22 protein-coding genes are annotated in these 23,734 nt (G+C 67.6%); 15 read left to right on the top strand and 7 right to left on the bottom strand.

Annotated features, from left to right (window positions below):
* The first annotated feature begins 22 nt into the window (after positions 1–22).
* From ACWW1C_RS27225 to ACWW1C_RS27215, 3 genes are all read left to right on the top strand, one after another.
* The gene (locus tag ACWW1C_RS27225) at positions 23–310 is read left to right on the top strand and encodes a hypothetical protein (RefSeq protein WP_455981153.1); all 288 of its coding nucleotides are present in this window, start codon (positions 23–25) and stop codon (positions 308–310) included.
* 47 nt (positions 311–357) lie between these two features.
* Entirely contained in the window at positions 358–3,108 is a 2,751-nt protein-coding gene (locus tag ACWW1C_RS27220; protein WP_455981152.1) for a LuxR C-terminal-related transcriptional regulator, read from the top strand.
* A gap of 130 nt (positions 3,109–3,238) precedes the next feature.
* Entirely contained in the window at positions 3,239–3,919 is a 681-nt protein-coding gene (locus ACWW1C_RS27215) for a histidine phosphatase family protein (protein ID WP_455981151.1), read from the top strand.
* Between the two features lie 37 nt (positions 3,920–3,956).
* Here ACWW1C_RS27215 and ACWW1C_RS27210 read toward each other — a convergent pair whose 3' ends face one another.
* Both ACWW1C_RS27210 and ACWW1C_RS27205 read right to left on the bottom strand, forming a co-directional pair.
* On the bottom strand, positions 3,957–5,471 hold the full coding sequence (locus ACWW1C_RS27210) for a PE-PPE domain-containing protein (protein WP_455981150.1): 1,515 nt from the start codon (positions 5,469–5,471) through the stop codon (positions 3,957–3,959).
* Between the two features lie 189 nt (positions 5,472–5,660).
* Positions 5,661–6,152: a lipoprotein LpqH gene (locus tag ACWW1C_RS27205; RefSeq protein WP_455981149.1), complete on the bottom strand. Its 492-nt coding sequence runs from the start codon at positions 6,150–6,152 to the stop codon at positions 5,661–5,663.
* A 179-nt stretch (positions 6,153–6,331) separates the two neighbouring features.
* Here ACWW1C_RS27205 and tgt point away from each other — a divergent pair, with 179 nt between their 5' ends.
* The 3 genes from tgt to ACWW1C_RS27190 are packed head-to-tail and all read left to right on the top strand — an operon-like array spanning position 6,332 to position 9,693.
* Positions 6,332–7,558, top strand: a complete 1,227-nt coding sequence (gene tgt, locus ACWW1C_RS27200) for a tRNA guanosine(34) transglycosylase Tgt (protein WP_455981148.1) — start codon at positions 6,332–6,334, stop codon at positions 7,556–7,558.
* 42 nt (positions 7,559–7,600) lie between these two features.
* Positions 7,601–8,830, top strand: coding sequence for a cytochrome P450 (locus tag ACWW1C_RS27195; protein ID WP_455981147.1), 1,230 nt, complete (start codon positions 7,601–7,603; stop codon positions 8,828–8,830).
* A gap of 23 nt (positions 8,831–8,853) precedes the next feature.
* Positions 8,854–9,693 carry an SDR family NAD(P)-dependent oxidoreductase gene (locus tag ACWW1C_RS27190; RefSeq protein WP_455981146.1) on the top strand — a complete coding sequence of 280 codons (840 nt, stop codon included), beginning with the start codon at positions 8,854–8,856 and terminating at the stop codon, positions 9,691–9,693.
* A gap of 59 nt (positions 9,694–9,752) precedes the next feature.
* Here ACWW1C_RS27190 and gluQRS read toward each other — a convergent pair whose 3' ends face one another.
* The gene (gene gluQRS, locus ACWW1C_RS27185) at positions 9,753–10,640 is read right to left on the bottom strand and encodes a tRNA glutamyl-Q(34) synthetase GluQRS (protein ID WP_455981145.1); all 888 of its coding nucleotides are present in this window, start codon (positions 10,638–10,640) and stop codon (positions 9,753–9,755) included.
* 58 nt (positions 10,641–10,698) lie between these two features.
* On the opposite strand from gluQRS, the gene ACWW1C_RS27180 reads away from it, so the two are divergent.
* The 3 genes from ACWW1C_RS27180 (at position 10,699) to ACWW1C_RS27170 (ending at position 13,871) form a co-directional block, all read left to right on the top strand.
* The gene (locus ACWW1C_RS27180) at positions 10,699–11,778 is read left to right on the top strand and encodes an ATP-dependent DNA ligase (RefSeq protein WP_455981144.1); all 1,080 of its coding nucleotides are present in this window, start codon (positions 10,699–10,701) and stop codon (positions 11,776–11,778) included.
* Complete coding sequence (gene ligD / locus ACWW1C_RS27175; protein WP_455981143.1) at positions 11,778–12,803, top strand: non-homologous end-joining DNA ligase; 1,026 nt, start codon at positions 11,778–11,780, stop codon at positions 12,801–12,803. Before ACWW1C_RS27180 ends, ligD begins: the two co-directional genes overlap by 1 nt.
* 387 nt (positions 12,804–13,190) lie before the next feature.
* Positions 13,191–13,871 (top strand): GAP family protein, encoded by a 681-nt coding sequence (locus ACWW1C_RS27170; RefSeq protein WP_455981142.1) that lies wholly within the window; start codon positions 13,191–13,193, stop codon positions 13,869–13,871.
* Positions 13,872–14,068: 197 nt separating this feature from the next.
* Here the strand turns inward: ACWW1C_RS27170 and cspE are convergent, their stop codons facing one another.
* Positions 14,069–14,272, bottom strand: coding sequence for a transcription antiterminator/RNA stability regulator CspE (cspE, locus tag ACWW1C_RS27165; protein WP_043402873.1), 204 nt, complete (start codon positions 14,270–14,272; stop codon positions 14,069–14,071).
* Positions 14,273–14,466: 194 nt separating this feature from the next.
* On the opposite strand from cspE, the gene ACWW1C_RS27160 reads away from it, so the two are divergent.
* Genes ACWW1C_RS27160 through ACWW1C_RS27140 form a run of 5 tightly spaced genes read left to right on the top strand, consistent with a single transcriptional unit; the run spans position 14,467 to position 20,393 of the window.
* Complete coding sequence (locus tag ACWW1C_RS27160; RefSeq protein ID WP_455981141.1) at positions 14,467–15,984, top strand: ABC transporter substrate-binding protein; 1,518 nt, start codon at positions 14,467–14,469, stop codon at positions 15,982–15,984.
* Positions 15,981–16,931 carry an ABC transporter permease gene (locus ACWW1C_RS27155; protein WP_455981140.1) on the top strand — a complete coding sequence of 317 codons (951 nt, stop codon included), beginning with the start codon at positions 15,981–15,983 and terminating at the stop codon, positions 16,929–16,931. Before ACWW1C_RS27160 ends, ACWW1C_RS27155 begins: the two co-directional genes overlap by 4 nt.
* On the top strand, positions 16,928–17,767 hold the full coding sequence (locus tag ACWW1C_RS27150) for an ABC transporter permease (RefSeq protein WP_455981139.1): 840 nt from the start codon (positions 16,928–16,930) through the stop codon (positions 17,765–17,767). Before ACWW1C_RS27155 ends, ACWW1C_RS27150 begins: the two co-directional genes overlap by 4 nt.
* The gene (locus ACWW1C_RS27145; protein ID WP_455981138.1) at positions 17,764–19,350 is read left to right on the top strand and encodes a dipeptide ABC transporter ATP-binding protein; all 1,587 of its coding nucleotides are present in this window, start codon (positions 17,764–17,766) and stop codon (positions 19,348–19,350) included. Before ACWW1C_RS27150 ends, ACWW1C_RS27145 begins: the two co-directional genes overlap by 4 nt.
* Positions 19,350–20,393, top strand: coding sequence for a zinc-binding dehydrogenase (locus ACWW1C_RS27140; protein ID WP_455981137.1), 1,044 nt, complete (start codon positions 19,350–19,352; stop codon positions 20,391–20,393). Before ACWW1C_RS27145 ends, ACWW1C_RS27140 begins: the two co-directional genes overlap by 1 nt.
* A 3-nt stretch (positions 20,394–20,396) precedes the next feature.
* Here ACWW1C_RS27140 and ACWW1C_RS27135 read toward each other — a convergent pair whose 3' ends face one another.
* On the bottom strand, positions 20,397–20,834 hold the full coding sequence (locus ACWW1C_RS27135) for a DUF3887 domain-containing protein (protein ID WP_455981136.1): 438 nt from the start codon (positions 20,832–20,834) through the stop codon (positions 20,397–20,399).
* A 104-nt stretch (positions 20,835–20,938) separates the two neighbouring features.
* On the opposite strand from ACWW1C_RS27135, the gene ACWW1C_RS27130 reads away from it, so the two are divergent.
* Positions 20,939–22,159 (top strand): oxygenase MpaB family protein, encoded by a 1,221-nt coding sequence (locus ACWW1C_RS27130; RefSeq protein WP_455981135.1) that lies wholly within the window; start codon positions 20,939–20,941, stop codon positions 22,157–22,159.
* A gap of 17 nt (positions 22,160–22,176) precedes the next feature.
* Here ACWW1C_RS27130 and ACWW1C_RS27125 read toward each other — a convergent pair whose 3' ends face one another.
* A complete protein-coding gene (locus tag ACWW1C_RS27125) occupies positions 22,177–22,440 on the bottom strand; it encodes a hypothetical protein (protein ID WP_455981134.1) in 264 nt (87 codons plus the stop codon).
* A gap of 243 nt (positions 22,441–22,683) precedes the next feature.
* Complete coding sequence (locus tag ACWW1C_RS27120) at positions 22,684–23,697, bottom strand: S1C family serine protease (protein WP_455981133.1); 1,014 nt, start codon at positions 23,695–23,697, stop codon at positions 22,684–22,686.
* Between the last annotated feature and the right edge of the window lie 37 nt (positions 23,698–23,734).

Genomic DNA, 23,734 nt, shown 5'->3' with positions numbered 1-23,734 from the left:
GTCGATGCCATACGTTGCGTTCATGCTTCCGGTGGAACCGTGCTACCTCGTCGAGTGGTACCACCCGAAATTCTTCGGCGCGACGCTTGCTGAAGCGGCCGCGATGCTCGACGCGGTCGCGGCATCGCTGTCGACCGGCGACGCCACCGTGCGGGTGGCCAGTGTGATCTCGGTACCCAACGACGAGGTGGCCTTCGGCATCTTCGTGGCCGACTCGGCGGACATCGTCACGCGAACATGCGACCAAGCCGGGTTCCCCGTACAGCGTGTCAGCGTCGCGAGTGACATCGAGTTCCCTGCTGACGCATAGTTTCCGTTGGGGTTTCCCCAAGGAAGTGCACAGCGCATAATCGCGGTGTGCTGGGAAATCGCCCGGATGAGTCGCAGGTGATCAGCGAATTCCTGACCTCGGCGCGTTGGCCCGCAGCCCTGCTCTTGGAGGGCGAGGCGGGGATCGGAAAGACGACGCAGTGGTTGTCGGCAATCGATCAGGCACGAACCTATGGCATCCGGGTGTTGTCGGCGCGAACAGCCGCGGCCGAGTCGTCACTGGCGTATGCGTCGCTCGCGGATCTGCTGGGCGGTGTCGACGCGCGGGTGCTCGCAGATTTGCCAGGCCCCCAGCGGATCGCGGTGGACCACGTGCTGCTGCGCGGAGTCGGAGGCGATGGCGAGGCCACGGATCCGCGGGCCGTGGCGGCAGCTTTCTTGTCCGCTGTCGAGCAGCTGGCCGACGAGTCGCTGGTGCTGATCGCGATCGACGACCTGCAGTGGCTGGACAGCTCGAGCCGGCAGGTGGTGGCCTTCGCCGCGCGTCGACTCACCGGCCGGGTCGCGCTACTCGGCACCGTCCGCACGGATCAGGAGAGCAAAGCTGCCGCGTCGTGGCTGCAGCTGTCGAGGGCCGACGCGGTGGCGCGCATTTCGTTGGCTCCCTTGAGCCTGGGCAAATTGGCCGGCGTGATAGCTCAGCGGCTGGGGAGGACTCTGCCGCGGCCGACGATGGTGCGAATCCACGAGATTTCTGGCGGCAACCCGTTCTACGCGCTGGAATTGGCCCGAACGATCGACGTGCGCGCCGCCGCCGTCGAGATGCCGTGGCCGGGCACTCTCGCGGACCTGGTCCATGTACGCATCCGCAATACCGACGCCGGCGCGCGCGAGATCTTGCTGGCGATTGCGTGCGTCGCGTCATCGACAGTGGAACTCATTGCACGGGTGACGAATTCGGAAGCCGACAGGGTCGTCGAACTGTTGAGGGATGCCGAAAACGATGAGATCGTCGGATTCGACGGTCAGCGACTCCGGTTCACCCACCCGCTGTTGGCGGCGGGTGTCTATGCTGCCGCGACTCCGGCGCAGCGGCGCGCGATGCATCGCCGGCTGGCGGAAGTTGTCGAGGAACCCGAACTGCGGGCCCGGCACCTCGCGCTCTCCGTGACTCGGGGTGACGCGAAGACGTTGCAGGCGCTCGACGTCGCCGCGGAGAGCGCGCGCATGCGGGGTGCGCCGGCTGCCGCGGCCGAATTGCTCGAGCTGGCAGGCGGACTCGGTGGCGATACCCCCGAGCGCCGGATACGTCAGGCGAGTCATCTCTTCAGCGCCGGCGACGTGGAGCGGGCGCGGGTCCTGCTGAATCGGACCCTCGATGAGGGAGCTGCCCGACCTGTTCGCGCGCAAGCGTTGCGCTTGCTGGGCGCCATCGAGATTCTCGATCGAAGCCACCGGGGTGCCGCTGCGCTGTTGCAGCGCGCGCTGGACGAGGCCGACGACGATCCCGCGTTGCGGGCCCAGATCCTGGTCCCGCTGTCGTTCGCGCTCTACCACTCGGACGATTACCCGGCCGCGGTAGCGGGGTTCGATGATGCCGTCGCCTGCGCGACACAGCTGGGACGGTCCGATCTCCTGAGTCAGGCACTGAGCATGCGGACGCTGGTCAAATTCTGGCTGGGGAGTGGTGTCGACGAGGAAAGTCTGCGGCGCGCAACGGATCTGGATGACCAGAACCCGGCGGTTTCGGTGGTGTATCAGCCGCGGATGCACAATGCGATGCTGCTGGCCTGCACGGGACGGGTGGAGACCGCGCGCGATGAGTTCGGCGCCCTCCGGCGACAATGTCTCGAGCGCGGGGCGGAGAGTGACCACACCTTCGTCGCATTCCACTGCGTGCTCAACGACATCTGGCGAGGCGACTTCAGCGCTGCGGCGCTCTTGGCCGACGACATCGTGGAGAGGGCTCCGCAACTCGGCGGTACCCACGGCGTCGTGGCGCTGATCATGCGGGCCCACTGTGCCGCGTACGCCGGCAATGAGGTCGAGGCCCGTGAAGATTCAGGCGAGGCCATGGTGACGGTGTCGCGATGCGAGTCCAGCTTCTTGACCGCCTGGGCGCTCACGGTGCGGGGCTTCCTCGAAGTGTCGCTGGGCAACTACGAAGCTGCTCTGCAGGCGCTCGCGCCGCTGTTGTCGAGGTTCGACAAGGTGAACCAGGCGACGGAGATCCCCGTCGCGGCATGGCTGCCCGATGCCGTCGAGGCATTGGTCGGGTTGGGCCGGGTGGCCGAGGCGGAGCCATTGGTCGAGGCCTTGGAGGCCAATGGCCGCCGGCTGGATCGCGCGTGGATGCTGGCGGTCGGTGGTCGGTGCCGGGCGCTGTTGTTGGGCGCCCAGGGCCACGTCGATCAAGCGGCTGAGGTTGCCGAGCTTGCGCTGGCCGAACATGACCGGCTGTCAATGCCTTTCGAACGGGCGCGCACTCTGCTGGTGCTGGGACAGTTGCAGCGTCGTCAACGACACCGCTCCATCGCGGCGGTCACGTTGCAGAAGTCGTTGGAAGAGTTCGAGAAGCTCGGCACGCCATTGTGGGCCGGGCAGGCTCGCCGTGCTGCCGGCCGGGTGGATCGACGTGCGGACCGTGGCGACACATTGACGGACGCGGAACGCCGGATCGCCGAACTGGTGGCCGCGGGGATGAGCAACCGTGAAGTGGCCGCGAAGTTGTTCGTCAGCGCCAAGACGGTGGAGGTCCACCTGTCCCGGATCTACCGGAAGCTGGCTATTCGGTCGCGGGCAGAACTCGGCTGGCGCATCGCTCGTCCCGAGCAGTGACGTTGACCGAAACGCGGCCGGCCTGTTGCGACCATGTGATCCCGGCCAGTGAGACGACGCCACCGGGTGGCCCGAACGGAGTCAGTACCGTTCGGCGCCGATATCCCGCGAAACGATCAAGGAGACAACGATGTTCACCCGCCTGACCCGGACCAGACGGTCCGCGCTGTTCGCGGCCGCAAGCGCGCTGCTGTGCAGCCTCACCGTCGCGACCGGAGACGAGGTCGCCCAGGCCGCGCCGCCGGACCGGGCACCGACAGTCGTCTATCTCGTCGAACACGGCGAACCCGTTTTCACCGATCCGGCGATGCCATTGTCGGACAACGGTATCCGCTACGCGAAGGCGGTAGCGGCGGTGTTGAAGGACGTCACGTTCACCAACATCTATTCGTCGCCCGCGCTGCGGTCCAAGCAGACCGTCTCGTACGCCGCCGATGCGCGCGGAATGGCTGTCCAGCAGTTGCCCAATGCCGATCCCAAGACGCCGTCGGCGGACGCGGCCGCGCCGCTCGCTGACGCGGTCTCGAAGCTGCCCGCCGGTTCGGTGGCACTGGTCGGCGGCAATACCGAGAACATCTACCGGATCATGAACACCCTCGGAATTCCGGTTCAGGCCGGCTGCCGGCCAGGTCAGCGTTGCGTGCCCTGCTTGGACAAGACCTGCTTCACGCCGAACGACCTGAGTACGGTCTGGCAACTGACTCTGTACCCGCAGAGTTCAGGATTCCCGCCCGGCATGGGATTGGTCAGCGGCATGCAGCGCATTCACCCGGAGACGCAGAACGTGTTCAACCCACCCACGCCGAAGTAACCTCCGGCAATTTCGGTCACTGCACGCTGATCGCAGGTCAAGCTGCGGCCTGAGTGGACTCCTGTTGGGCGCCGACCTTCGATCCGGGCTTGGCGGACCCGGTCTGCGGTCCCGGCTTCGGGGTGTCGGCGTCCGCGGCGGGCGCGTTCTTCTTTTTCTTGGGCTTGGTCACCTTGACCGGCGGACTGTCGGGGTCGGTCTTGGGTTTGGTCGTCTTCACCGGCGGCGTATCCGGATCGGGTTGTGGCGTGGGTGATTTCACCTTCGGCTCGTCGGAGCCCGCCGGCTTCTGGCCGGTGTCGGTGTTCGTGGCTGTCGGTGACTGCGGTTGCTCGGCCTTCGTGTCGGTCTTCACGTCCACCGGTGCGTCGGTCTTCGGGTCCGTCTTCTCGTCGGCCTTCGTGACCGCCGGGGGCTCGACCGTCGTCGTCTTCTGGTCCGTGGTCGCCGGCTTGTCATTGAAGGTGGCGGCCACCGGCGCCAGGGCCGCGGGCTTCTTGGCGGCGGCGTCCAGCGGAGTGACCGGCGGCGACACCGCCGGTGCGGCCGCCAAGGGCGGCAGGTGCAGTTCGGACCGGATGTCTTCGACGAAGTTGTCGGCGCCTTCCTGCAGCGCCCCCGGGATCGCGCCCAGCGTCTCGATGATCTTCGACAGCGGAGTGAACAACGAGAACGGCGTCTTCTTCGCCGGGTTCAGGTTCTCTCGGTCGGTGTAGCCCATGTCGACCAACACCCGCAGCAGCGGCTCGACGGCGTCAAGCAGCGGTTTGACCAACGGCGTCAAACCGATGGCGCCGGCACCGATGCGTAGCGGCACCAGCAGGGGCAGATCGGGAGTCTTGATGAACACGTAGGTGTCCGTCCCGCCCGCACCATTGTCGGGTACGACGGTGATGATGGCGGGGGTGGTGCCGGGGACGTACGAGTCGTAGTACGTGTCGGGGTGTGCGTACATGACGCCGAGCAGGCTGTTGGCCAGCGAGAGTGGATTGAAATATGCCGGGAAGTCGGCGTAGGGGTCGTACTCGCGGGTGTAGAACGTGGTGTCGTAGGGCGACGGTGCGGCCGGGCCCTGGTTGTTGACGATGAACGGCACGTTCATGCCGGGGAAGCGTTCGAAGATGCCGCCGTTGCCGGCGAAGGGCGAGCCGATCATCACGAACGACAGTTGCGACGGCGCGGGGCCGGTGCCGTTGGCCAGCAGTCGACGTTTGGCCCACTCGGCGCCCAGACTGCCCTCGGAATAGCCGGCGACGATCAGCTGCTCTCCCGGCCGCGAAGTGACGGCGTCGTACACCTTGGGCCCGGAGATGGTCGTGCTCGCCGACAGCTGGATGGACGCCGGGTAGTTGATGGGCAGGTAGGTGTAGCCCGGGGGCACCACGGTGCCGTTGAGCTTGGCCGGAATGTTGGCGGAGGTCGGGTCTCCGCGCCCGCCGATGCCGATCACCGTGTTCATCAGCCCGACGACGAAGCTCGAGGTGATGTTGGTGGCGGCCGGGCTCACGAGGAGTGCACAGCACAGCGCGACCAACAGGAGGGCGCGCGGCACTCCGCGAACGGTTGGACTGGTGGTCGGCAATATCTGCACTGACATCGACGCTCCCCCGGCTAGGCGTGAACCGGACGCTACTCCCGCGACCAGGCCTTTAGATGGGAATTTGCAACTTTCCCGGAACGCAGAACGGGTGGTGTTCCGGCATCCGGAACACCACCCGTATCTGTGTCTGTGCGGGGCCTGCTAGGGGCAGGTCACCTCGATCTCGAAAGGCTTCTTGGTCGGCTCCATCGGGTTGGCCATGTCCACTCCGGTCGCGGTGCCGCTGACCTTGTAGGTCTTGCCGTCCTTGGTGGCCTTGGCTTCGCCGCCCGGGACGCCGTCCGTGTAGCCGAGGGTGACGCCGTTGATGGCGCCCAGGCCCACGGTCTTGACGACCGGCGGGTCGGCGTCGGTCAGGGTGACGCCCAGGCCGCCCGAGGCGTTGCCGATGGCGATGACCACGTTGCCGGCCGCCGTGGTGCAGCCGATCTGGCCCTGCACGTCCTGGGCCTTGCCGTCGATGCTGACCTTGGCGGTGCCGGAGCCCGCACTGGAGTTGCCCGCAGCCGACGAGGCCGAGGCCGACGCGGTGGCCGACGAACCCGTCGACTTCTTGTCATCCTTGGAACAGCCGGTCAGGCCGGCGGCCAGAACCGCGGCACCTGCGACCGCGACAACCAAACCACGTTTCATAACTTGTGCTCCTTGCAGTGCGAACCGTCCGGTCGGCCGGTCATCCAGTGCATTATGGGGTGCGCCCAGCGACTGTTGACGGTATTCACAGAAAATACCCATAACCTGCCTGACCTGTTTGTTTCCACGTGGTTGGCCGGCATTCACGGCTCGGGGCCCGGAATTGGTTGAATACAGCGGTGAGTCAGCAGTTCTTCGAGGTCACCGCACAGCTGCCGGACCGGCGCGGCCGGGCCGGGGTGATACACACCCCGCACGGTGATATCCAGACCCCGGCGTTCATCGCCGTCGGCACCGCGGCGACGGTCAAAGGTGTCCTGCCCGAGACCATGAAAGAACTTGGGGCACAGGCACTTCTGGCCAATGCCTACCATCTGTACCTGCAGCCCGGTCCCGATGTCGTCGACGCGGCGGGCGGCCTGGGTGCCTTCATGAACTGGCCCGGGCCGACGTTCACCGACAGCGGCGGCTTCCAGGTGATGTCGCTCGGCGTGGGCTTCAAGAAGGTGCTGGCAATGGACACGGCCCGCCTGCAGGCCGACGACATCATCGCCGAGGGCAAAGAGCGGCTGGCCCATGTCGACGAAGACGGGGTGACGTTCCGCTCGCACCTCAACGGCGACAAACACCGCTTCACGCCCGAGGTGTCGATCGGCATTCAGCACCAGCTGGGTGCGGACGTCATTTTCGCCTTCGACGAGTTGACCACCTTGGTGAACACCCGTGCTTATCAAGAACGTTCGGTGGAACGGACCCACCGGTGGGCGGTGCGCTGTCTGGCCGAACACCGTCGACTGACCATCGAACGCGCGGGCAAACCGGCGCAGGCGCTGTTCGGGGTGGTGCAGGGAGCGCAGTACGAGGACCTGCGCCGGCAGGCCACCAAGGGGCTCGTCGGGATCGTCGACGAAGACGGGCACGGCTTCGACGGTTACGGCATCGGTGGCGCGCTCGAGAAGCAGAACCTGGCGACCATCGTCGGCTGGGTCACCGACGAACTGCCCGACGACAAGCCGCGGCATCTGCTCGGCATCAGCGAGCCGGATGATCTGTTTGCCGCCATCGAGGCCGGCGCCGACACCTTCGACTGCGTGTCGCCGTCGCGGGTCGCCCGCAACGCCGCGATGTACTCGGCGACCGGCCGCTTCAACGTCACCAACGCCCGGTTCAAACGCGACTTCAATCCCATTGACGCCGAATGCGATTGCTACACCTGCGCCAACTACACCCGGGCGTATCTGCACCATCTGTTCAAAGCCAAGGAGATTCTGGCGTCCACGCTGGGCACGATCCACAACGAGCGGTTCATCATCCGGCTCGTCGACCAGATTCGCGCCGCGATCGGCGCGGGGGAATTCGACGAGCTGCGCGACCATGTACTGGGGCGTTACTACGGGTCCGGATAGCGAGCCACCTGCGCCGATCCCCGGCTGTGCACAATTGCTTGTATGACTGGTGCACCTGGAGTGATCGACCCGCAAACATTGCTTCTCGGGTTGATGGATCCGGGCAACCGGGCCGACCCGTACCCGCTGTACGAACGATTTCTGGACTTGGGGCCGCTGGCGCTGCCCGACGCGAATCTCGTTGTGTTCCCCGGCTTCGCCGAGTGCGACGAGGTGCTGCGGCACCCGGCATCGGCCAACGACCGGTTGAAGTCGACGTTGACGCAGAAGCAGATCGCCGCGGGCCAGCGGCAGGCCCGGCCCTTCGGCGAACCAGGGTTCCTGTTCCTCGATCCGCCGGACCACACCAGGCTGCGCGGGCTGGCGCAGAAGGCGTTCGCGCCCAAGGTGATCAAGGCGCTCGAGGCCGACATCGTGGCCATGGTGGACGGGCTGCTCGAGGGTGTGACGGGCACCATGGATGTGGTGGCCGACCTGGCCTACCCGCTGCCGGTCGCGGTGATCTGCCGGCTGCTCGGGGTGCCGATGGCGGACGAGCCGCTGTTCAGCCGGGCGTCGGCGCTGCTGGCAGGCGGGCTGGACCCCTTCGTTGCGGTCAACGACGAGACGGCCGATGACACCGCCGACCTGATGGAAGCCGGACTCTGGCTGCGCGGGTATCTGCGGGACCTCATCGAGGAGCGGCGTAGCTCGCCGGGCGAGGACCTGATCTCCGCGCTGATCGCCGCCGAAGAGGACGGCGACCAGCTGACCTCCGAGGAGATTGTCGCGACCTGCAATCTGCTGCTGATCGCCGGGCACGAGACGACGGTCAACCTCATCGCCAACGGGGCGCTGGCCATGCTGCGGCACCCGCAGCACTGGGCGGCGCTGGCGGCGGATCCGTCGCGGGCGTCGTCGATTGTCGAGGAGACATTGCGCTTCGATCCACCGGTGCAGCTGACGAGCCGCGTCGCCGTCGAGGACATTCAGATCGGCGGTGTCGCGGTCCCGAAGGGCGACATCATGATGCTGCTTCTCGCTGCCGCGCAACGGGATCCGCGCACGTACGACCGGCCCGGCGACTTCGACCCGGACCGCGGGGTGATCAAGCATCTGGCGTTCGGCAAGGGTCCGCATTTCTGCCTGGGCGCGCCGCTGGCCCGGTTGGAGGCGTCGGTCGCGCTGTCGGCGCTGGCGGCGCGGTTCCCGAAAGCGCAGTTGGCGGGTGAGCCCGTCTACAAGCCCAACCTGACCCTGCGGGGCCTGGCGACCCTGCCGGTCACTGTCTGACCCGGCCCATTACCCTCGCGAACATGCCTTCAGTTCTCGTCACCGGTGCCGGCCGCGGCATCGGAATGGCCATCACGCAGCACCTCGCCGCGACCGGCTGGGACGTCATCGCCGGCGTGCGCAGCGAAGCCGACGCCGCCGCGGTCGTGGCGCTGGCCCCGCAGCGGATTTCGGCGGTGATCCTTGACATCACCTCTGAACATGATGTCGAGGCGCTGGCGGCGGCGCTGCCGGACCGACTCGATGCCGTGGTGAACAACGCCGGCATCGTGGTCGCCGGCCCGGTCGAGACGCTGACACCCGGGGACTGGCGCAGGCAGTTTGACGTCAATGTGGTGGGCCAGTTCGCCGTGACGGCAGCGCTGCTGCCGAAGCTGCGGGCATCGCGGGGCCGGGTGGTGTTCATCTCCAGCGTCAACGGCCAGCTGTCGACGCCGATGCTGGGCGCCTATGCGGCATCGAAGTTCGCGCTGGAAGCCGGCGCCGAGGCGCTGCGAATCGAACTGCGGCCCTGGGGTGTTCCCGTGGTGGTCGTGGAGCCCGCGCAGACCGATACGGACATGTGGCGCAAGGCCGACGACATGGTCGCCGAGCTGGAGGCCGGTGTGTCACCCACGCAGCACGCGCTGTACGGCCGGCACATCGCCGGGATGAAGAAGATGGTGCCGCTGTCGCAGAAGATGGCGGTCGATCCGGCGAAAGTCGTTGCGGTGGTGGAGGAAGCGCTCACCGCGCGGCGACCCAGGGCGCGGTACATCGTGGGGCTCGGACCCAAGATTCAGGCGGCGCTCATGACGAACATCCCCGCATCGGTGCGGGGGTTCTTGCTGGCCAAGGTCTTCGGAGTGCCGCGCCGGGTGTAGGCCGGTCCAGTTGATACTGAGCTTGTGTGTCAAATCCGTTGCGAGATTGACACACAAGCTCATTCTCGGCGAGTAGTTGTGAAGGTCCACGGCCCGCGCGGCAGCCTGGCCGGATCGAACTCGGCCAGCATGCCGTCGAGTGTGGTGGCGGTGTAGCCCAGCGACGCCGCGATCTGCGCCATGGCGGCGTCGGCGCCGATCTCCGAAACCGTCACCGCGCCATCGCGTTTGGCCAGCCGCTTACCGTCGGCGTTGAGCACCAGCGGCACGTGGGCGTAGACGGGCTGCGAATAGCCCAGCAGCGCAGCCAGATACGCCTGTCGCGGCGACGAGGGTAGCAGGTCGTCGCCGCGGACCACCTGGTCGATACCCTGGGCGGCGTCGTCCACCACGACGGCCAGGTTGTAGGCAGGGACGTTGTCGCCGCGGCGCAGGACGAAGTCGTCGACGACGCCCGTGTAGGTGCCGTGCAGCAGATCGGTGACGGTGTATTCATTTGTGTCCGAACGTAATCGGATCGCCGGGGGCCGGCCCTCGGCGCGGCGCCGGGCACGTTCGTCGTCGCTGAGATTCCGGCAGGTGCCGGGGTACGCGCCTTCGGGCGCATGGGGGGCCCGCGGCGCCTGCAGGATGTCTTTTCTGCTGCAGAAGCATTCGAAGGTCAGGCCGCGTTCGGTGAGATCGTCGACGACGGCGAGATAGCGGTTCTCGTGTGCGGCCTGGTATTGGGGCGGCTCGTCCCACGTCAGCCCGACGGCCGCCAGATCGTCCAGTTGCCGCTGCGCCACCTCCGGGAACGTGCGGTCATCCAGATCCTCGACCCGTACCAGGAACCGCCGGCCCGTGGAACGCGCGAACAACCACGCCAGCACCGCGGTGCGCGCGTTGCCGATGTGCAGGTCGGCCGACGGGCTCGGCGCGAAGCGGCCGGCTGGGGATTGGGACACGACCGCAATGTAACGCGCCGCTCGATGAGATTGCCCACCCCTGCCGGTCTACCCGAGTATGGAAACTGTGGACCTACCCGTGCAGCCACCGATCGACCCCATGCTGGCCAAAGCCGCCGTGAAGGTGCCGGACGAGGCCGGACTGTGGTCGTACGAGCCCAAATGGGACGGGTTCCGGGCTCTCGTGTTCCGGGACGGCGACGAGGTGGTGCTGCAGTCGCGCAACGGAAAAGAACTGGGCAGGTACTTCCCTGAACTGCTCGCCGCGCTGCGGGACGAGATCGCGCCACGTTGTGTACTCGACGGCGAGGTGGTGGTGCCGCGGGAGATCAACGGCCGCATCCGGCTCGATTGGGAATCGCTGAGCCAGCGCATCCACCCCGCGGCCAGCCGGGTGCAGATGCTGGCAGAGCAGACGCCGGCGCATTTCATCGGATTCGACGCACTGGCCGACGGCGACCACAGTCTGCTGGCCGAGCCCTTCCGCGTTCGCCGGGCCGCGTTGCAGGACCTGGTGAGTGAGAAGCAGTGGTGCCACGTCACGCGGACCACCGAGGACCCCGAGCAAGGTGCGCACTGGCTGACGACGTTCGAGGGCGCGGGGCTCGACGGTGTGATCGCCAAACGGCTCGACGGCGCCTACCTGCCGGGCAAGCGGGAGATGGTCAAGGTCAAGCACGCCCGTGATGCCGACTGTGTGGCCATCGGCTATCGCATCCACAAGAGCGGCGAGGGCATCGGATCCATCCTGCTCGGGCTCTACAGCGACGGCAACCTCCACATGGTCGGTGGCGCAGCGTCTTTCAGCGTCAAGGACCGCGTCGCGCTGTTGGCGGAACTGGAGCCGCTGCGCACCGGCGACGCCCAGGACGGTGAACCGAGCCGCTGGAACTCGGCGGCCGACAAGACCTGGATTCCGATTCGCCCGGAGCGGGTATGTGAGGTGGCCTACGACCAGATGGAAGGAAACAGTGTGCATGGCCGACGATTCCGGCACACCGTGAAGTTCCGGCGCTGGCGCCCCGACCGGGACCCGGAAAGCTGCACCTTCGACCAACTCGACGTGCCGCTGAACTACGACCTCTACGACGTGCTGGAGAACGGCCGGGGCGAGCGAAGCGACGGGGTGGAGCACTGATGGCAAGCGCCGCAGAGGAACTCGATGTAGACGGCGTCGCCGTCCGGTTGACGAGCCCCGACAAGGTGTACTTCCCGCAGCTGGGGAGCAAGGGCACCAAGCGGACGATGGTCGACTATTACCTTGCCGTCGCCGACCGGATGGTGACGCTCCTGCGGGACCGGCCCACGCACCTGCAGCGGTTCCCGGACGGCATCGAGGGTGAGGAGATCTACCAAAAGCGGGTCCCGGTAAAGCATCCCGAATATCTGAAGACCTGTACCGTGACGTTCCCGTCTGGCCGCACGGCCGACGCGCTCAAGGTGACGCACCCGTCGGCCATCATCTGGGCCGCGCAGATGGGCACCATCACGCTGCATCCGTGGCAGGTGCGCTGCCCGGACGTCGAGCACCCTGACGAGTTGCGCATCGACCTGGACCCGCAACCGGGCACCGGATTCAACGAGGCCAGGGAGATCGCGACCGGGGTACTCAAACCGATCCTTGACGAGCTCGGCCTGACCGGCTATCCCAAGACGTCGGGTGGTCGGGGCGTCCACGTGTTCGTCCGGATCAAACCGGAGTGGGACTTCATCGCCGTGCGCCGCGCGGGCATCGCGCTGGCCCGCGAAGTGGAGCGGCGCGCGCCCGATGCCGTGACGACGTCATGGTGGAAGGAGGAACGCGGCGAGCGGCTGTTCATCGACTACAACCAGAACGCCCGCGATCGAACCTTCGCCTCGGCGTACTCCGTGCGCAAGACGCCGATCGCCACCGTGTCGACACCACTGTCCTGGGCGGAACTCGCCGACGCAGACCCCGACGACTACACCATGGCCACGGTGCCGAAACTGCTTGCGCAGCGCGACGATCCGTGGGCCGGCATCGACGACGTGGCGCATGCCCTGGATCCGCTGTTGGAGATGGTGCAGGCCGATGAGGACCGGGGGCTGGGGGACCTGCCGTACCCGCCCAACTACCCCAAGATGCCGGGGGAGCCGAAGCGGGTGCAGCCGAGCAAGGACCGGGACCTCAAGGAGCACTAGAACCGGGTTGCCCCGCTAGCCCCGCTATGGCGAGCAGGTGTGCGCGGCGCCCTGCGGGCTGGGCAACGCCCGGAGATCGTCGGTGCCGCAGCCGAGCGCTGTTGCCGATATCAGGAGTGCCAGCACAGCGAGGTACCGGAGGGGCTTTGCACGCGACGAGCGGATATTCAGCTGCCATCCCGATGAGTCGCTGACGTCGCCTGAAATATTTTGCTGTCGTCGCACGATGCCACCTCCTTAATGCGAATATCACCTAGTAAACGGCAACTTACCGGTGAATGGCATTTGGTAGCCATAAATGCGCGAATGAGTTCGCTGAAATGGCAGATCGGAGCATATTGACGATCGCGGCGACTCGGGGACGATCCACTCGGTAGATTGCTGCCCATGACTGGAAGCTGGGGCACCGTGTTGACCGGGCTCGTTCCGCTCGGACTGGTGGTGGCACTATCGCCCATCACCGTCATCCCTGCGGTGTTGGTCCTGCAGGCGCCGCGCCCCCGGCCGACAGGACTGGCGTTCCTCGTCGGCTGGGCGGTGGGTCTGGCGGCGGTGACCGCGGTGTGCGTTCAGTTGTCGCACTCGCTCAGCGGCGTGCACAAATCGCCGCCGGAATGGGCGTCGTGGCTACGCGTGGCGCTGGGTGCTGCGTTGATCGTCTTCGGTATCTACCGCTGGTTCACCCGGCACAACAGCACCGATTCGCCGGGCTGGATGAAGAAGATCGCGACCGTCACGCCGGCGCGTGCGGCCGCGATGGGTGTGGCGCTCGTGGTCGTGCGCCCGGACGTCGTATTGATCTGTGTGCCGGCCGGATTGGCGATCGGCACCGCGGGACTCGGGCTCAAGGGCGACTGGCTGGCCGCGGCGTTCTTCGTGATCGTCGCCGCGTCGACGGTGGCGATACCGACACTGGCCTACGCGATCGCCGGGGCTCGGCTCGACGACACGATGCGCCGCCTCAAGGATTGGATGGAGAAGAACAACGCGGCGTTGATGGCGGTGATCATGGTCGTCATCGGCGCGATGGTGCTCCACAACGGCGCGCGTGCGCTCGGGTGGCTCTAGACCGACGCGGACAATGGCCGCGGTGCCCGCGGCAGCGCACAGACCAAGCAGCTGCACGTGCCCGCAGAACTCCGGCAGCTACGCCGTCGCGCGGATGCCCAGGTCACAGGCCTGAACATCCGCGCGACAGTGCGAAGAAAGAATTGGGGCTGGTGCGAAGCACTCCGCACCAGCCGACTGAGCTTTTACAAGCTCAGTTAGACCGCGGTGACTCCGGTCGCGGCCGGGCCCTTGCTGCCCTGACCGACCTCGAACTCGACCCGCTGGCCTTCGTCGAGGGTGCGGAAACCGTTGCTCTTGATCTCCGAGTAATGGACGAACAGATCCTTGGACCCGTCGTCGGGAGTGATGAAGCCGAAGCCCTTCTCACTGTTGAACCATTTCACAGTTCCCTGTGGCATATACCAACTTCTCTCATGTAGAGCGGACGTTAGGAAGAAACGTCCGCCCGGCATCTTAGCTCAGTTCGGCGCATGTGCGCACGCTGAACAGCGCATATCGATGTGAGGTGTCAACAGGCGGGCGGCTGGGTACGAGGAGCGCAGGAGTGCGCCGGCCTCCGGTGCATGCCGGCCCTGGCCCGGAAGAGACGGACATGCGACTGGTTGCGGCCGTGCTCGCTGCCGTTTCCGCCCTGTTTGCGGTGGCCTGTGCGCCCGCGCAGCGCGTTGACCTGGGCCGCGACGCGGGCTATCTGATTGCTGCGATCTCGGGCGAACCCGACCAACTCGACCCGCAGAAGACCAGCGCGTACTTCTCCTTCGAAGTGCTCGAGAACGTCTTCGACACGCTCGTGGAGCCGGACGCGGATCTGACCATGCGGCCCGCCCTCGCACAGTCGTGGGACGTCGCGCCCGATCAGCTGGCATGGACGTTCCATCTGCGGCCCGGAGTGACGTTCCACGACGGCAGCCCCTGCACAGCGGCCGACGTCGTGTATTCCTACCGCCGGATCATCGACGGCAAGCTCGCGAACGCCGACAAGCTCAGCGCCGTCACCGCGGTCACCGCCATCGACGACCACACGGTGCGGATCACCGTGGCGCACCCCGCGCCGAACCTGCTGACCAATCTCGGTGGGTTCAAGGGCGTGGCGATCGTGCAGCGCCGCAACGTCGAGGACGGGCAGATCGCGAGCCACCCGGTCGGCACCGGGCCGTTCGCCTTCGTGAACCAGCGCAGCGGCGATGCGATCACGCTGCGCGCAAATCCGCACTATTGGGGCGGCGCTCCCCGGATCCCGGGCGTGACGTTCCGCTTCATCAACGAGCCGTCCACGGCGCTGGCGGCGCTGCAGGCCGGCGAAATCGACTGGACCGACGCGGTGCCCCCGCAGCGGATCGGCCAGCTGCGGGGCGACGATTCGATCCACCTCGCGGTGACGCCGAGCAACGACTACTGGTACCTGGCACTCAACGAGGCCCGGCCGCCGTGGCAGGACGTCCGGGTACGGCAGGCCGTCGCATACGCCATCGACCGGGCGTCCATCGTGCAGGCCACCAGTTACGGTGCGGCGCAGGCCAATCAGCTGGCGATCCCCCAAGGCAACCCGTGGTACACCCCGTATGACCGGTATCGCCACGACATCGACCATGCCAAGCAGCTGCTGCGGGAGGCCGGCGCGGCCCCGACGGCCATGGACCTGTTGGTCACCAGCGAGTACCCGCAGACGGTCACCGCCGCCCAGGTGATCGCCGACAATCTTGCGCCACTGGGCATCCGGGTCACCATCCGCACCGTCGATTTCGGGACATGGCTCGACGAACAGCACAGCGGCCATTTCGACATGCTGATGATGGGCTGGCTCGGCAACATCGATCCCGACGATTTCTACTACGCGCAGCATCACACCGGCGGCGCCAGCAATGCGCAGAAATTCTCCGACCCGCGCGTCGACGCCTTGCTGGACGCCGGCCGCTCCGAGACCGATCGGCAAGTGCGGCAACAGGTTTACGCGCAGGCCGCCACCCTCATCGCCGACCAGGTCAGCTACCTCTACCTGTACAACCCCGCGGTGGTGCAGGCCTGGTCGCCGCGGCTCACCGGCTATGAGGCCAGGCGCGACAAGGCGATTCGGTTCCGGGACGCGGTACTCGGCGGTGCCCGGCCATGACCATCCTGCGATTCCTGGCCCGCCGGCTCCTCTACTCACTGGTGGTTCTGGTGGGCGTGCTGATATTGGTGTTCGCACTGGCGCATCTGGTTCCCGGCGACCCCGTCCGCATCGCGTTGGGTACGCGGTACACCCCCGAGGCGTACGACGCGCTGCGTCACGCGAGCGGTCTGGACCGGCCGCTGCCCGCCCAATTCGTCAGCTACCTCGGGCATGCCGCGACGGGGAATCTCGGTGTCAGCTTCCGCAACGGTGACCCCGTGGCGCAGGTGCTGGCCGAGCGGCTGCCTGCCACCGTTTCGCTGGCCGTCGTGGGCATCGTGCTCGCCCTGGTGGTCGCGCTGCCCGCCGGCATCTACGCCGCCTCGCACGAGGGCCGGCTCAGCGACCTGATCGTCCGGGTCACCAGCCAATTCGGGGTGTCCATCCCGGACTTCTGGCTGGGCATCCTGCTCATCTCGCTGTTCTCCACGACGTTGGGTTGGTTGCCGACATCGGGCTACCGGCCGTTGTTCGACGATCCGGCGGGCTGGTTGCGGCACGTGATCCTGCCGGGCCTAACCGTGGGGCTGGTGGCCGCCGCGATCATGACCCGCTACGTCCGCTCGGCGGTACTGGAGGTGTCCGCGATGGGCTATGTCCGGACCGCACGCTCGAAAGGCCTACCGCCGCGGGTGGTCACGCTGCGGCACGTCGTGCGCAATGCCCTGGTGCCGATCCTCACCATCACCGGTATCCAGCTGGCGACCATCCTCGGCGGCGTCATCGTCGTCGAGGTCGTGTTCGCCTGGCCGGGCTTGGGCCGGCTGGTCTACCTGTCGGTGGCTGCGCGCGACTATCCGGTGATCCAGGGCGCGGTGCTGCTCATCGCGGTCCTGTTCCTGGCGGTGAATCTGGTCGTGGATGTGCTGTACGCCCTTGTCGATCCGCGGATTCGGCTGTCATGAAACGTCCCGCCAATCCCGTCACAGTGCTCAGCGCCGCCGTCGTGGTTGCCGCCGTCGTCGTCGCGGTGGGAGCCGGCTGGCTGGTGCCGTACGGCATCAACGACGTCGACGTGCCGCAGGCGCTGCGTCCGCCGAGCGGTGCGCACTGGTTCGGCACCGACGAACTGGGACGCGATGTGCTGTCCCGCGTCCTGACGGGGCTGCAGGCGTCGATGACGGTCGCAGTGGTCAGCGTGGTGTGCGCGGCCGTGGTCGGCACGGCGCTGGGGGTCACTGCCGGCTACCGGGGCGGCTGGCTGGACACCGTGGTGATGCGGGTCGTCGACGTGATGTTCGCGTTCCCCGTGCTGCTGCTGGCCATGGCGATCGTCGCGGTGCTGGGCCCCGGCCTGGGCACGACGATCGCCGCGATCAGCATCGTCTACGTGCCGATCTTCGCGCGGGTTGCGCGGGCAAGCACGCTGGCGGTGCGGGAGGAGCCGTACGTGGCGGTATCGCGCACCCTGGGCACCGGAACGGCCTACATCGTGGCCCGGCACGTGCTGCCGAACATCACCGGACCGCTCATCGTCCAGACGTCGTTGTCGCTCGCGTTCGCCATCCTGTCCGAGGCCGCGCTGTCCTTCCTGGGGCTGGGCATCCAGCCGCCGCAGCCCTCACTCGGCCGGATGATCTTCGATTCTCAGGGCTTCGTCACGCTGGCCTGGTGGATGCCGGTGTTCCCCGGCGTGGCCATCGTCGTCATCGTGCTGGCCTGCAACCTGCTCGGTGACGGGCTGCGTGACGTCCTGGATCCCAAGCAGCGCACCATGATCGAGGCGCGGCGGCGGTCATGAGCGTGCTGTCGGTCGACAACCTCGCCGTCCGGATCGGGCGGCGGGACATCGTGCGCGGCGTCTCTCTGGCGGTGGAGCCCGAGCAGACACTCGGCATCGTCGGTGAATCCGGCTCCGGAAAGTCGACGACCGTGCTGGCCGCGACGGGGCTGCTCGACGCGCCGGGTGCGGTCGTCACCGGCTCGAGTGTTCTTGCCGGACAACAGGAACTCGTCGGCGCCCCGGCACGGACGTTGCGTCGCGTGCACGGCGGACGGATCGGTTTCGTCTTCCAGGATCCGGGGACCTCGCTGAATCCGCTGCTGACCATTGAACGGCAGATCACCGAATCGCTTGAAACACACAAACATCTGACCCGCCGGCACGCTCAGGCGCGGGCCCTGGAGCTGCTGGAGGCCGTGGGCCTACCCGACCCGCAGCGTCGGTTGCACAGCTATCCGCATCAACTCTCCGGAGGGCAGCGCCAGCGGGTGATGATCGCGATCGCCCTGGCCTGCGACCCCGAGTTGCTGATCGCCGATGAGCCGACGACGGCCCTCGACGTCACGACGCAGGCGCAGATCATCGCGCTGGTGCGCGAATTGCAGCGCGAGTTCGGCACCGCGGTGGTGTGGATCAGCCACGACCTGGGAGTGATCGGCGAGGTCGCCGACACCGTCACCGTGCTGCGCGGTGGTGAGGCCGTCGAACAGGCCGCGGTCGATGCGATCTTCGATGCGCCCGAGACGGCGTACACCCGCGAATTGCTCGATGCCCGGCCGGTTTTGGGGCATCCCATGCCTGAGGTGCCGGATACCGAAACGCTGCTCGACGTCTCGGAGCTGGATGTCAGGTTTTCGGTGAGCACGCCGACAGGCCCGATGGTCGTGCACGCGGTCAAAGACGTGTCGTTCCGCATCCGGCGGGGGACGACGCTTGGTCTGGTGGGGGAGTCGGGCTCGGGGAAGTCGACCGTGGCAGCCGCGCTGACAGGTCTGGTCGAACCCGACGGCGGCCGGGCGACGCTGGACGGCACCGATCTGCTCACGGTCAAGCGCCGCGATCGCAAGGCCGTGCGCCGCCGCGTCGGCCTCGTGTTCCAGGATTCGTTCTCGTCGCTGAATCCGCGTATCCCGGTGGGGGTTTCGATCGCCGAGCCCATGCCGGCGCGGGCCCCGGGCCGGCAGGCGCGGGTGCGCGAGCTGCTGGACTCCGTCGAGCTCCCGGCCGACTACGCGACGCGGTATCCGCACCAACTGTCCGGCGGCGAGCGGCAGCGCGTCAACATCGCCCGGGCCCTTGCGGTGCAACCCGAGCTGTTGATCCTCGACGAAGCCACGGCGTCACTCGACGTGTCGGTGCAGGCCAAGGTGCTCGACCTGCTGACCCGGTTGCAGCAGGAACGTGGCCTGACCTACCTGTTCATCGGCCACGACCTCGCCGTCATCGAGCGGATGAGCCACGACGTCCTGGTGCTGCGCGGCGGTGAGTCGGTGGAATACCGTTCTGCCGCCGAACTGTTCGCCCATCCGGAACACGAGTACACCCGGGCGTTGCTCGCTGCGGTGCCGCCTGCGCGTCCAGGGCGTGCAACGATGGCCTGATGCGTGCCGTGATCTTCGAGCAGTTCGGTGGGCCGGTGGACGTCCGGTCGGTTGCCGACCCGACGCCGTCGCCCGGCGGCGTCGTCGTGCAGGTGCACGCGACCGGGTTGTGCCGCAGCGACTGGCACGCCTGGGCCGGGCACGACGACGGCGTCGCGCTCCCGCACGTGCCCGGGCATGAGCTGGTCGGGGAAGTCGTCGCGGTGGGCGCCGACGTCCGGCGGTGGCAGGTCGGTGATCGCGTCACCACACCGTTCGTGTGTGGGTGTGGCACCTGCGAGTGGTGCGCTGCCGGGCAAGCGCAGGTGTGCCCCGAGCAGACCCAGCCAGGCTTCACCCACTGGGGCTCGTTCGGTGAGTACGTCGCGCTGCACGCGGCGGACACGAATCTTGTTGCGGTGTCGGAGGATATCGACGATGCCGCGGCGGCGGCGCTGGGCTGCCGGTTCGCCACCGCCTACCGTGCGCTGCGGGCCCGAGCCGACGTCCGGCCCGGTGAGTGGGTCACGGTGATCGGCGTCGGCGGTGTGGGCCTCAGCGCCGTCCAGGTCGCGGCCGCCGTCGGCGCCAACGTCATCGCCGTCGACCGCACCCCGGCGGCACTGGAACTCGCGCGCAGCCTCGGCGCCACCGAGACGGTGCTCGCCAATGGCGGTGGCGTACCCGCCGCCGTGCACGAGATCACCGGTGGCGGCAGCCATGTCGCGGTCGATGCCGTGGGCACCGCGGGGACGTGTGCCGATGCGATCCACAGTCTGCGCAGGCAGGGACGCCACGTGCAGGTGGGCCTGCTGCCCAACGTCGACGGGCATCCGCCGGTGCCGATGGACCGCGTAATCGCCTGGGAATTGGATGTTTTGGGCTCACACGGCATGGCCAGCGCGGACTATCCCGAGATGCTGGACCAGGTCGCCGCGGGCAAGCTGCGCCCGCAGGCGTTGGTCGAGCGGGTGGTCGGGCTGAGCGAAGGCGCGCGCCTGCTGCCGGAGTTCGGTGCCGCCAGCCCCGTGGGCGTCACGCTGATCGACCCCCGGCTGTCGTGACGGTCAGGGGACCGGCACGCCTTCCCTGAGGAAGTACACGCCCGCGATGGTGCCATCGGGGTGAATCTTCACCCGGAACTGGCCGGGCATGCGGTCCATCTGCAACGGGACATTCACCACGATCAGGTCGCCGCGGGGGTTGTCCTCGGGGTCACCGTGCGACTGGTAGGCCCCGAACGTGCGCTGGTAGCCGTCCCATACCTGCTGTAATGACTTGGGGGGCAACCGCTTCTGCAGTTCCGGATCGAACCGGGCGGTGACGGCGGCGTAGTTGCCCGCCGCGATGTCGTCGATGGTCGTCATCGCCACCTGGTCGGGAGCGTCGGCCGCCGAGGCGGCCGGTGCGGCGCCGAGGGCGACACCGGCGCCGATCCCGAGCGCCGCGAGCGCGGCCGTCAGCGTGTTCCGACCCTGATGCTTGGACTGTTCTCCCCGCCACATGAGGGCCAGCCTATGCGGTCGGGTCCGTTTTGCCATTGACGAGACCCCGGGTACCGCCTAGTTTTGACTACACACGTTGTCAACGGTGACAAGGAGCAAGCACGATGTCTCTGCCGATCCCGGCACGCCATCCCGACCGGCCACAGCCGGTACCCGCGGCGATCAGTTCGTTCGCCACCATGCTGGCCATCGGAAAACCCGATTCGGCGCAGTGGCAGCGGCTGGGTGAGCGCCTCAATGCCGGCGACGAACCCATGGATGCCCTCGTCGCGTGGATGTCGGAGACGGGGACGAAGCAGCTGCGGCCGCTTTTCGACCGCGCCCTGGCCGACGGCATCGCCAGTGTCCCGGAGGCCCCGGAGCCACTGCGCCGGTTCTTCGAAAATGTCGAGGCCACCCCCGACTGGGTCAACCACGAAGCGCTGCGCGTCGGGCAGCGGACACTGCGTCGTGGCGGCGCCGACGGCATGTACATCGCGCGGGACGTGGCCCTGCTGGGCGGCTACCAGTTCGCCGGGTTCAACCAGACCCTGCTGCGGACCGGGGCCCTGGAAAAAGGTTCCAACCAGCGGTTCGCCGAAACCATGCAGTGGGCCCTCGATGTGATCGACGACGGCGGGCTCGACACGTTCGGTTCCGGCTACCGGTCCACGCTCCGCGTCCGGTTCGTCCACGCCATGGTGCGCAGGCACGTGCAGGCGCTCCCGGATTGGCGTCCCGAGCAGTGGGGCCTGCCGGTCAATCAGACCGACATGGCGGCCACGCTCGTCGGTGCCCTGATCGCCCCGGTGCTCGCCGGCCTGGCGATGGGCATCGTGGCCACGCCCGCGGAGTTGAGCAGCGTCGCCCACCTCACCCGGTACGTGGGTTGGCTGATGGGGGTGCAGGACGAGTGGCTGCCGCGGTCGTTCCGCGACAGCGTCCGCATCCTCTATCACACGTCCACGGCGCTGGCCGTCTCCGACGAGACCACCAGACAGCTGTCGGTGCCGATGGCGCGTGACCCGCTGACCTGGCATTACCCCACCGCGGCAGGTATTCGCCGGCGGGTGGCCTGGGCGCAGCACCTGTCGGTCACGACGGCGTTCCTGGGGCCGCGCGTGATGCGCACGCTGGGGCTGCCGGCCTACATGCCGCCGTGGTATCCGGTGCTCCGCATTCCCGTCAACGGCGTCCGCAGCATCGCGGCACTGGTCCTGCCGGGTGGTTCGGAACGTGCGGCCGACCGCGGTTTTCGTGAGCAGAAAGCTCTGCTGCGCACCATGATCGGCGGGGATGAGGCGACCATCGGGGCCTCCGCGTCGCATCTGCGCGGGGTGGCCTGAGTACTCCGGCTCGAGTCCTACGGCAGCGGCGCGACAGTGGCGAGGTAGCCCGGCTCCACGGGGGCCGGATCGCGCCAGGCGTGGCTGCCGGACATCAGCGCGACGGCGAACGCCTCCAGGAGGCCGACCATGACGACAGGCCACATCGCTCCGGCCAGCACGCTGGTGAGCATCTGGTGGTCCGGCTGCTCGTCGTTGCTGAACCGGCGGCCGAGGACGTAGGTCGCCAAGGTCACGACAGCCCAAATCGCTGTGTACGCCTCCACGTAGAGGTGAACCACTGGGCTACTCCCTTTGACCGGGTAACCGCCGCGTGAACAGCTGTGACCGAAGGCTCAATGCGCGTCTGATGTCGCCAATCTAACTCGCGATCAAGCCCCCGCCAAGGGCCCTGTTGTGCTGCAAAACCCCATTTGGGTACGCCAGGGCGCGGTGGCAAATTGTCATAACGGTGAGTACCCGGTTAGTGCTGGTATCCAGCTACTTTGACGGGCTAGTCGAAATTTTTGCCAGAAAGTTGCGTGTCAGGACGTGAGCGCGGTCTTGGCGGTGTGCTGCTGGCCCGCGCGGTCGATCCAGAACAGCTCGACGACGTCGCCCGGATAGTGCCGGTCCAGCACGCTGGTCAGTGCGGCGGCCGAGCTCACCGTGACGGCGTCGATGCTCACCAGCACGTCGCCGGGGACCATCCCGGCGATTTGCGCGGGCCCACCGCTGATCACGTCGCGGATCAGCACCCCGGGCAGCTGCGAGTGCTCGTCGGGGCCGCCCACGCCGACGCCGAGCAGCGTCGGTTGCCCGATGTGAATGTTGGTCGACGCCGTGCCCGCCCGGATCTGCGCGGCCGTCGCCATCGCCTCGTTGATCGGGATCGCGAAACCTTCGCCGCCCGGGCCCATGCGGTAGTTCAGGGTCGCCGCTGTCGTCATTCCGACCACCCGGCCGTCGGCGGAAACCAGGGGGCCGCCCGAATCGCCGGCGCGCACCGGGGCCGCGAACTGGATCAGTCCCGTCACCTGCTCAGAACTGCCCGTCAACTCGTCCTTGGCGGTGATGGTGCGGTTCAGCCCGATGACGTGGCCGGCCTCATGGGTCAGCGAGCTGCCGCTGCCGTCGGCGTTGCCCAGTGCCACGACCTCGTCGCCGACCGCCAGCTGGGAGGAGTCGCCGATCGGTGCAACCGGTAGGTCGGCGGCGCCGCGCAGCTGCAGCACCGCGATGTCGCGGTGCCGGTCGTAGCCGACCAGATCGGCGCGGTACGGCCGCCCGGCGACGGTCGCGGTCACCTTGTCGGCGCCCTGAACCACGTGGAAGTTGGTCAGCAGCGCGCCGCCCGCGTCGAGGACGAAGCCGGTACCGGCGCCGATGGCGTGCTGGTAGTTGATGACGGTGTCGACGCGCGCGGTGGCGGGCTCGACGGCTGCTCCGGCCTCGGGCGGGTCAGCATGGGTCGCCGGGGCGAGGCTGATGGTGGCCATGGCAACGGCTGCCGCGGTGACCGCGGTACCGAGCCGACCGCAGAAGCGGAACCCGCCCATGTGCTGTCCTCCGGACTGCGAGGTGATGGCCCTGAGA

The sequence above is a fragment of the Mycobacterium sp. HM-7 genome, from assembly GCF_053852335.1.
The sequence above is the reverse complement of the archived record's forward strand: the minus strand, read 5'-3'. Positions and strand labels throughout refer to the sequence as shown.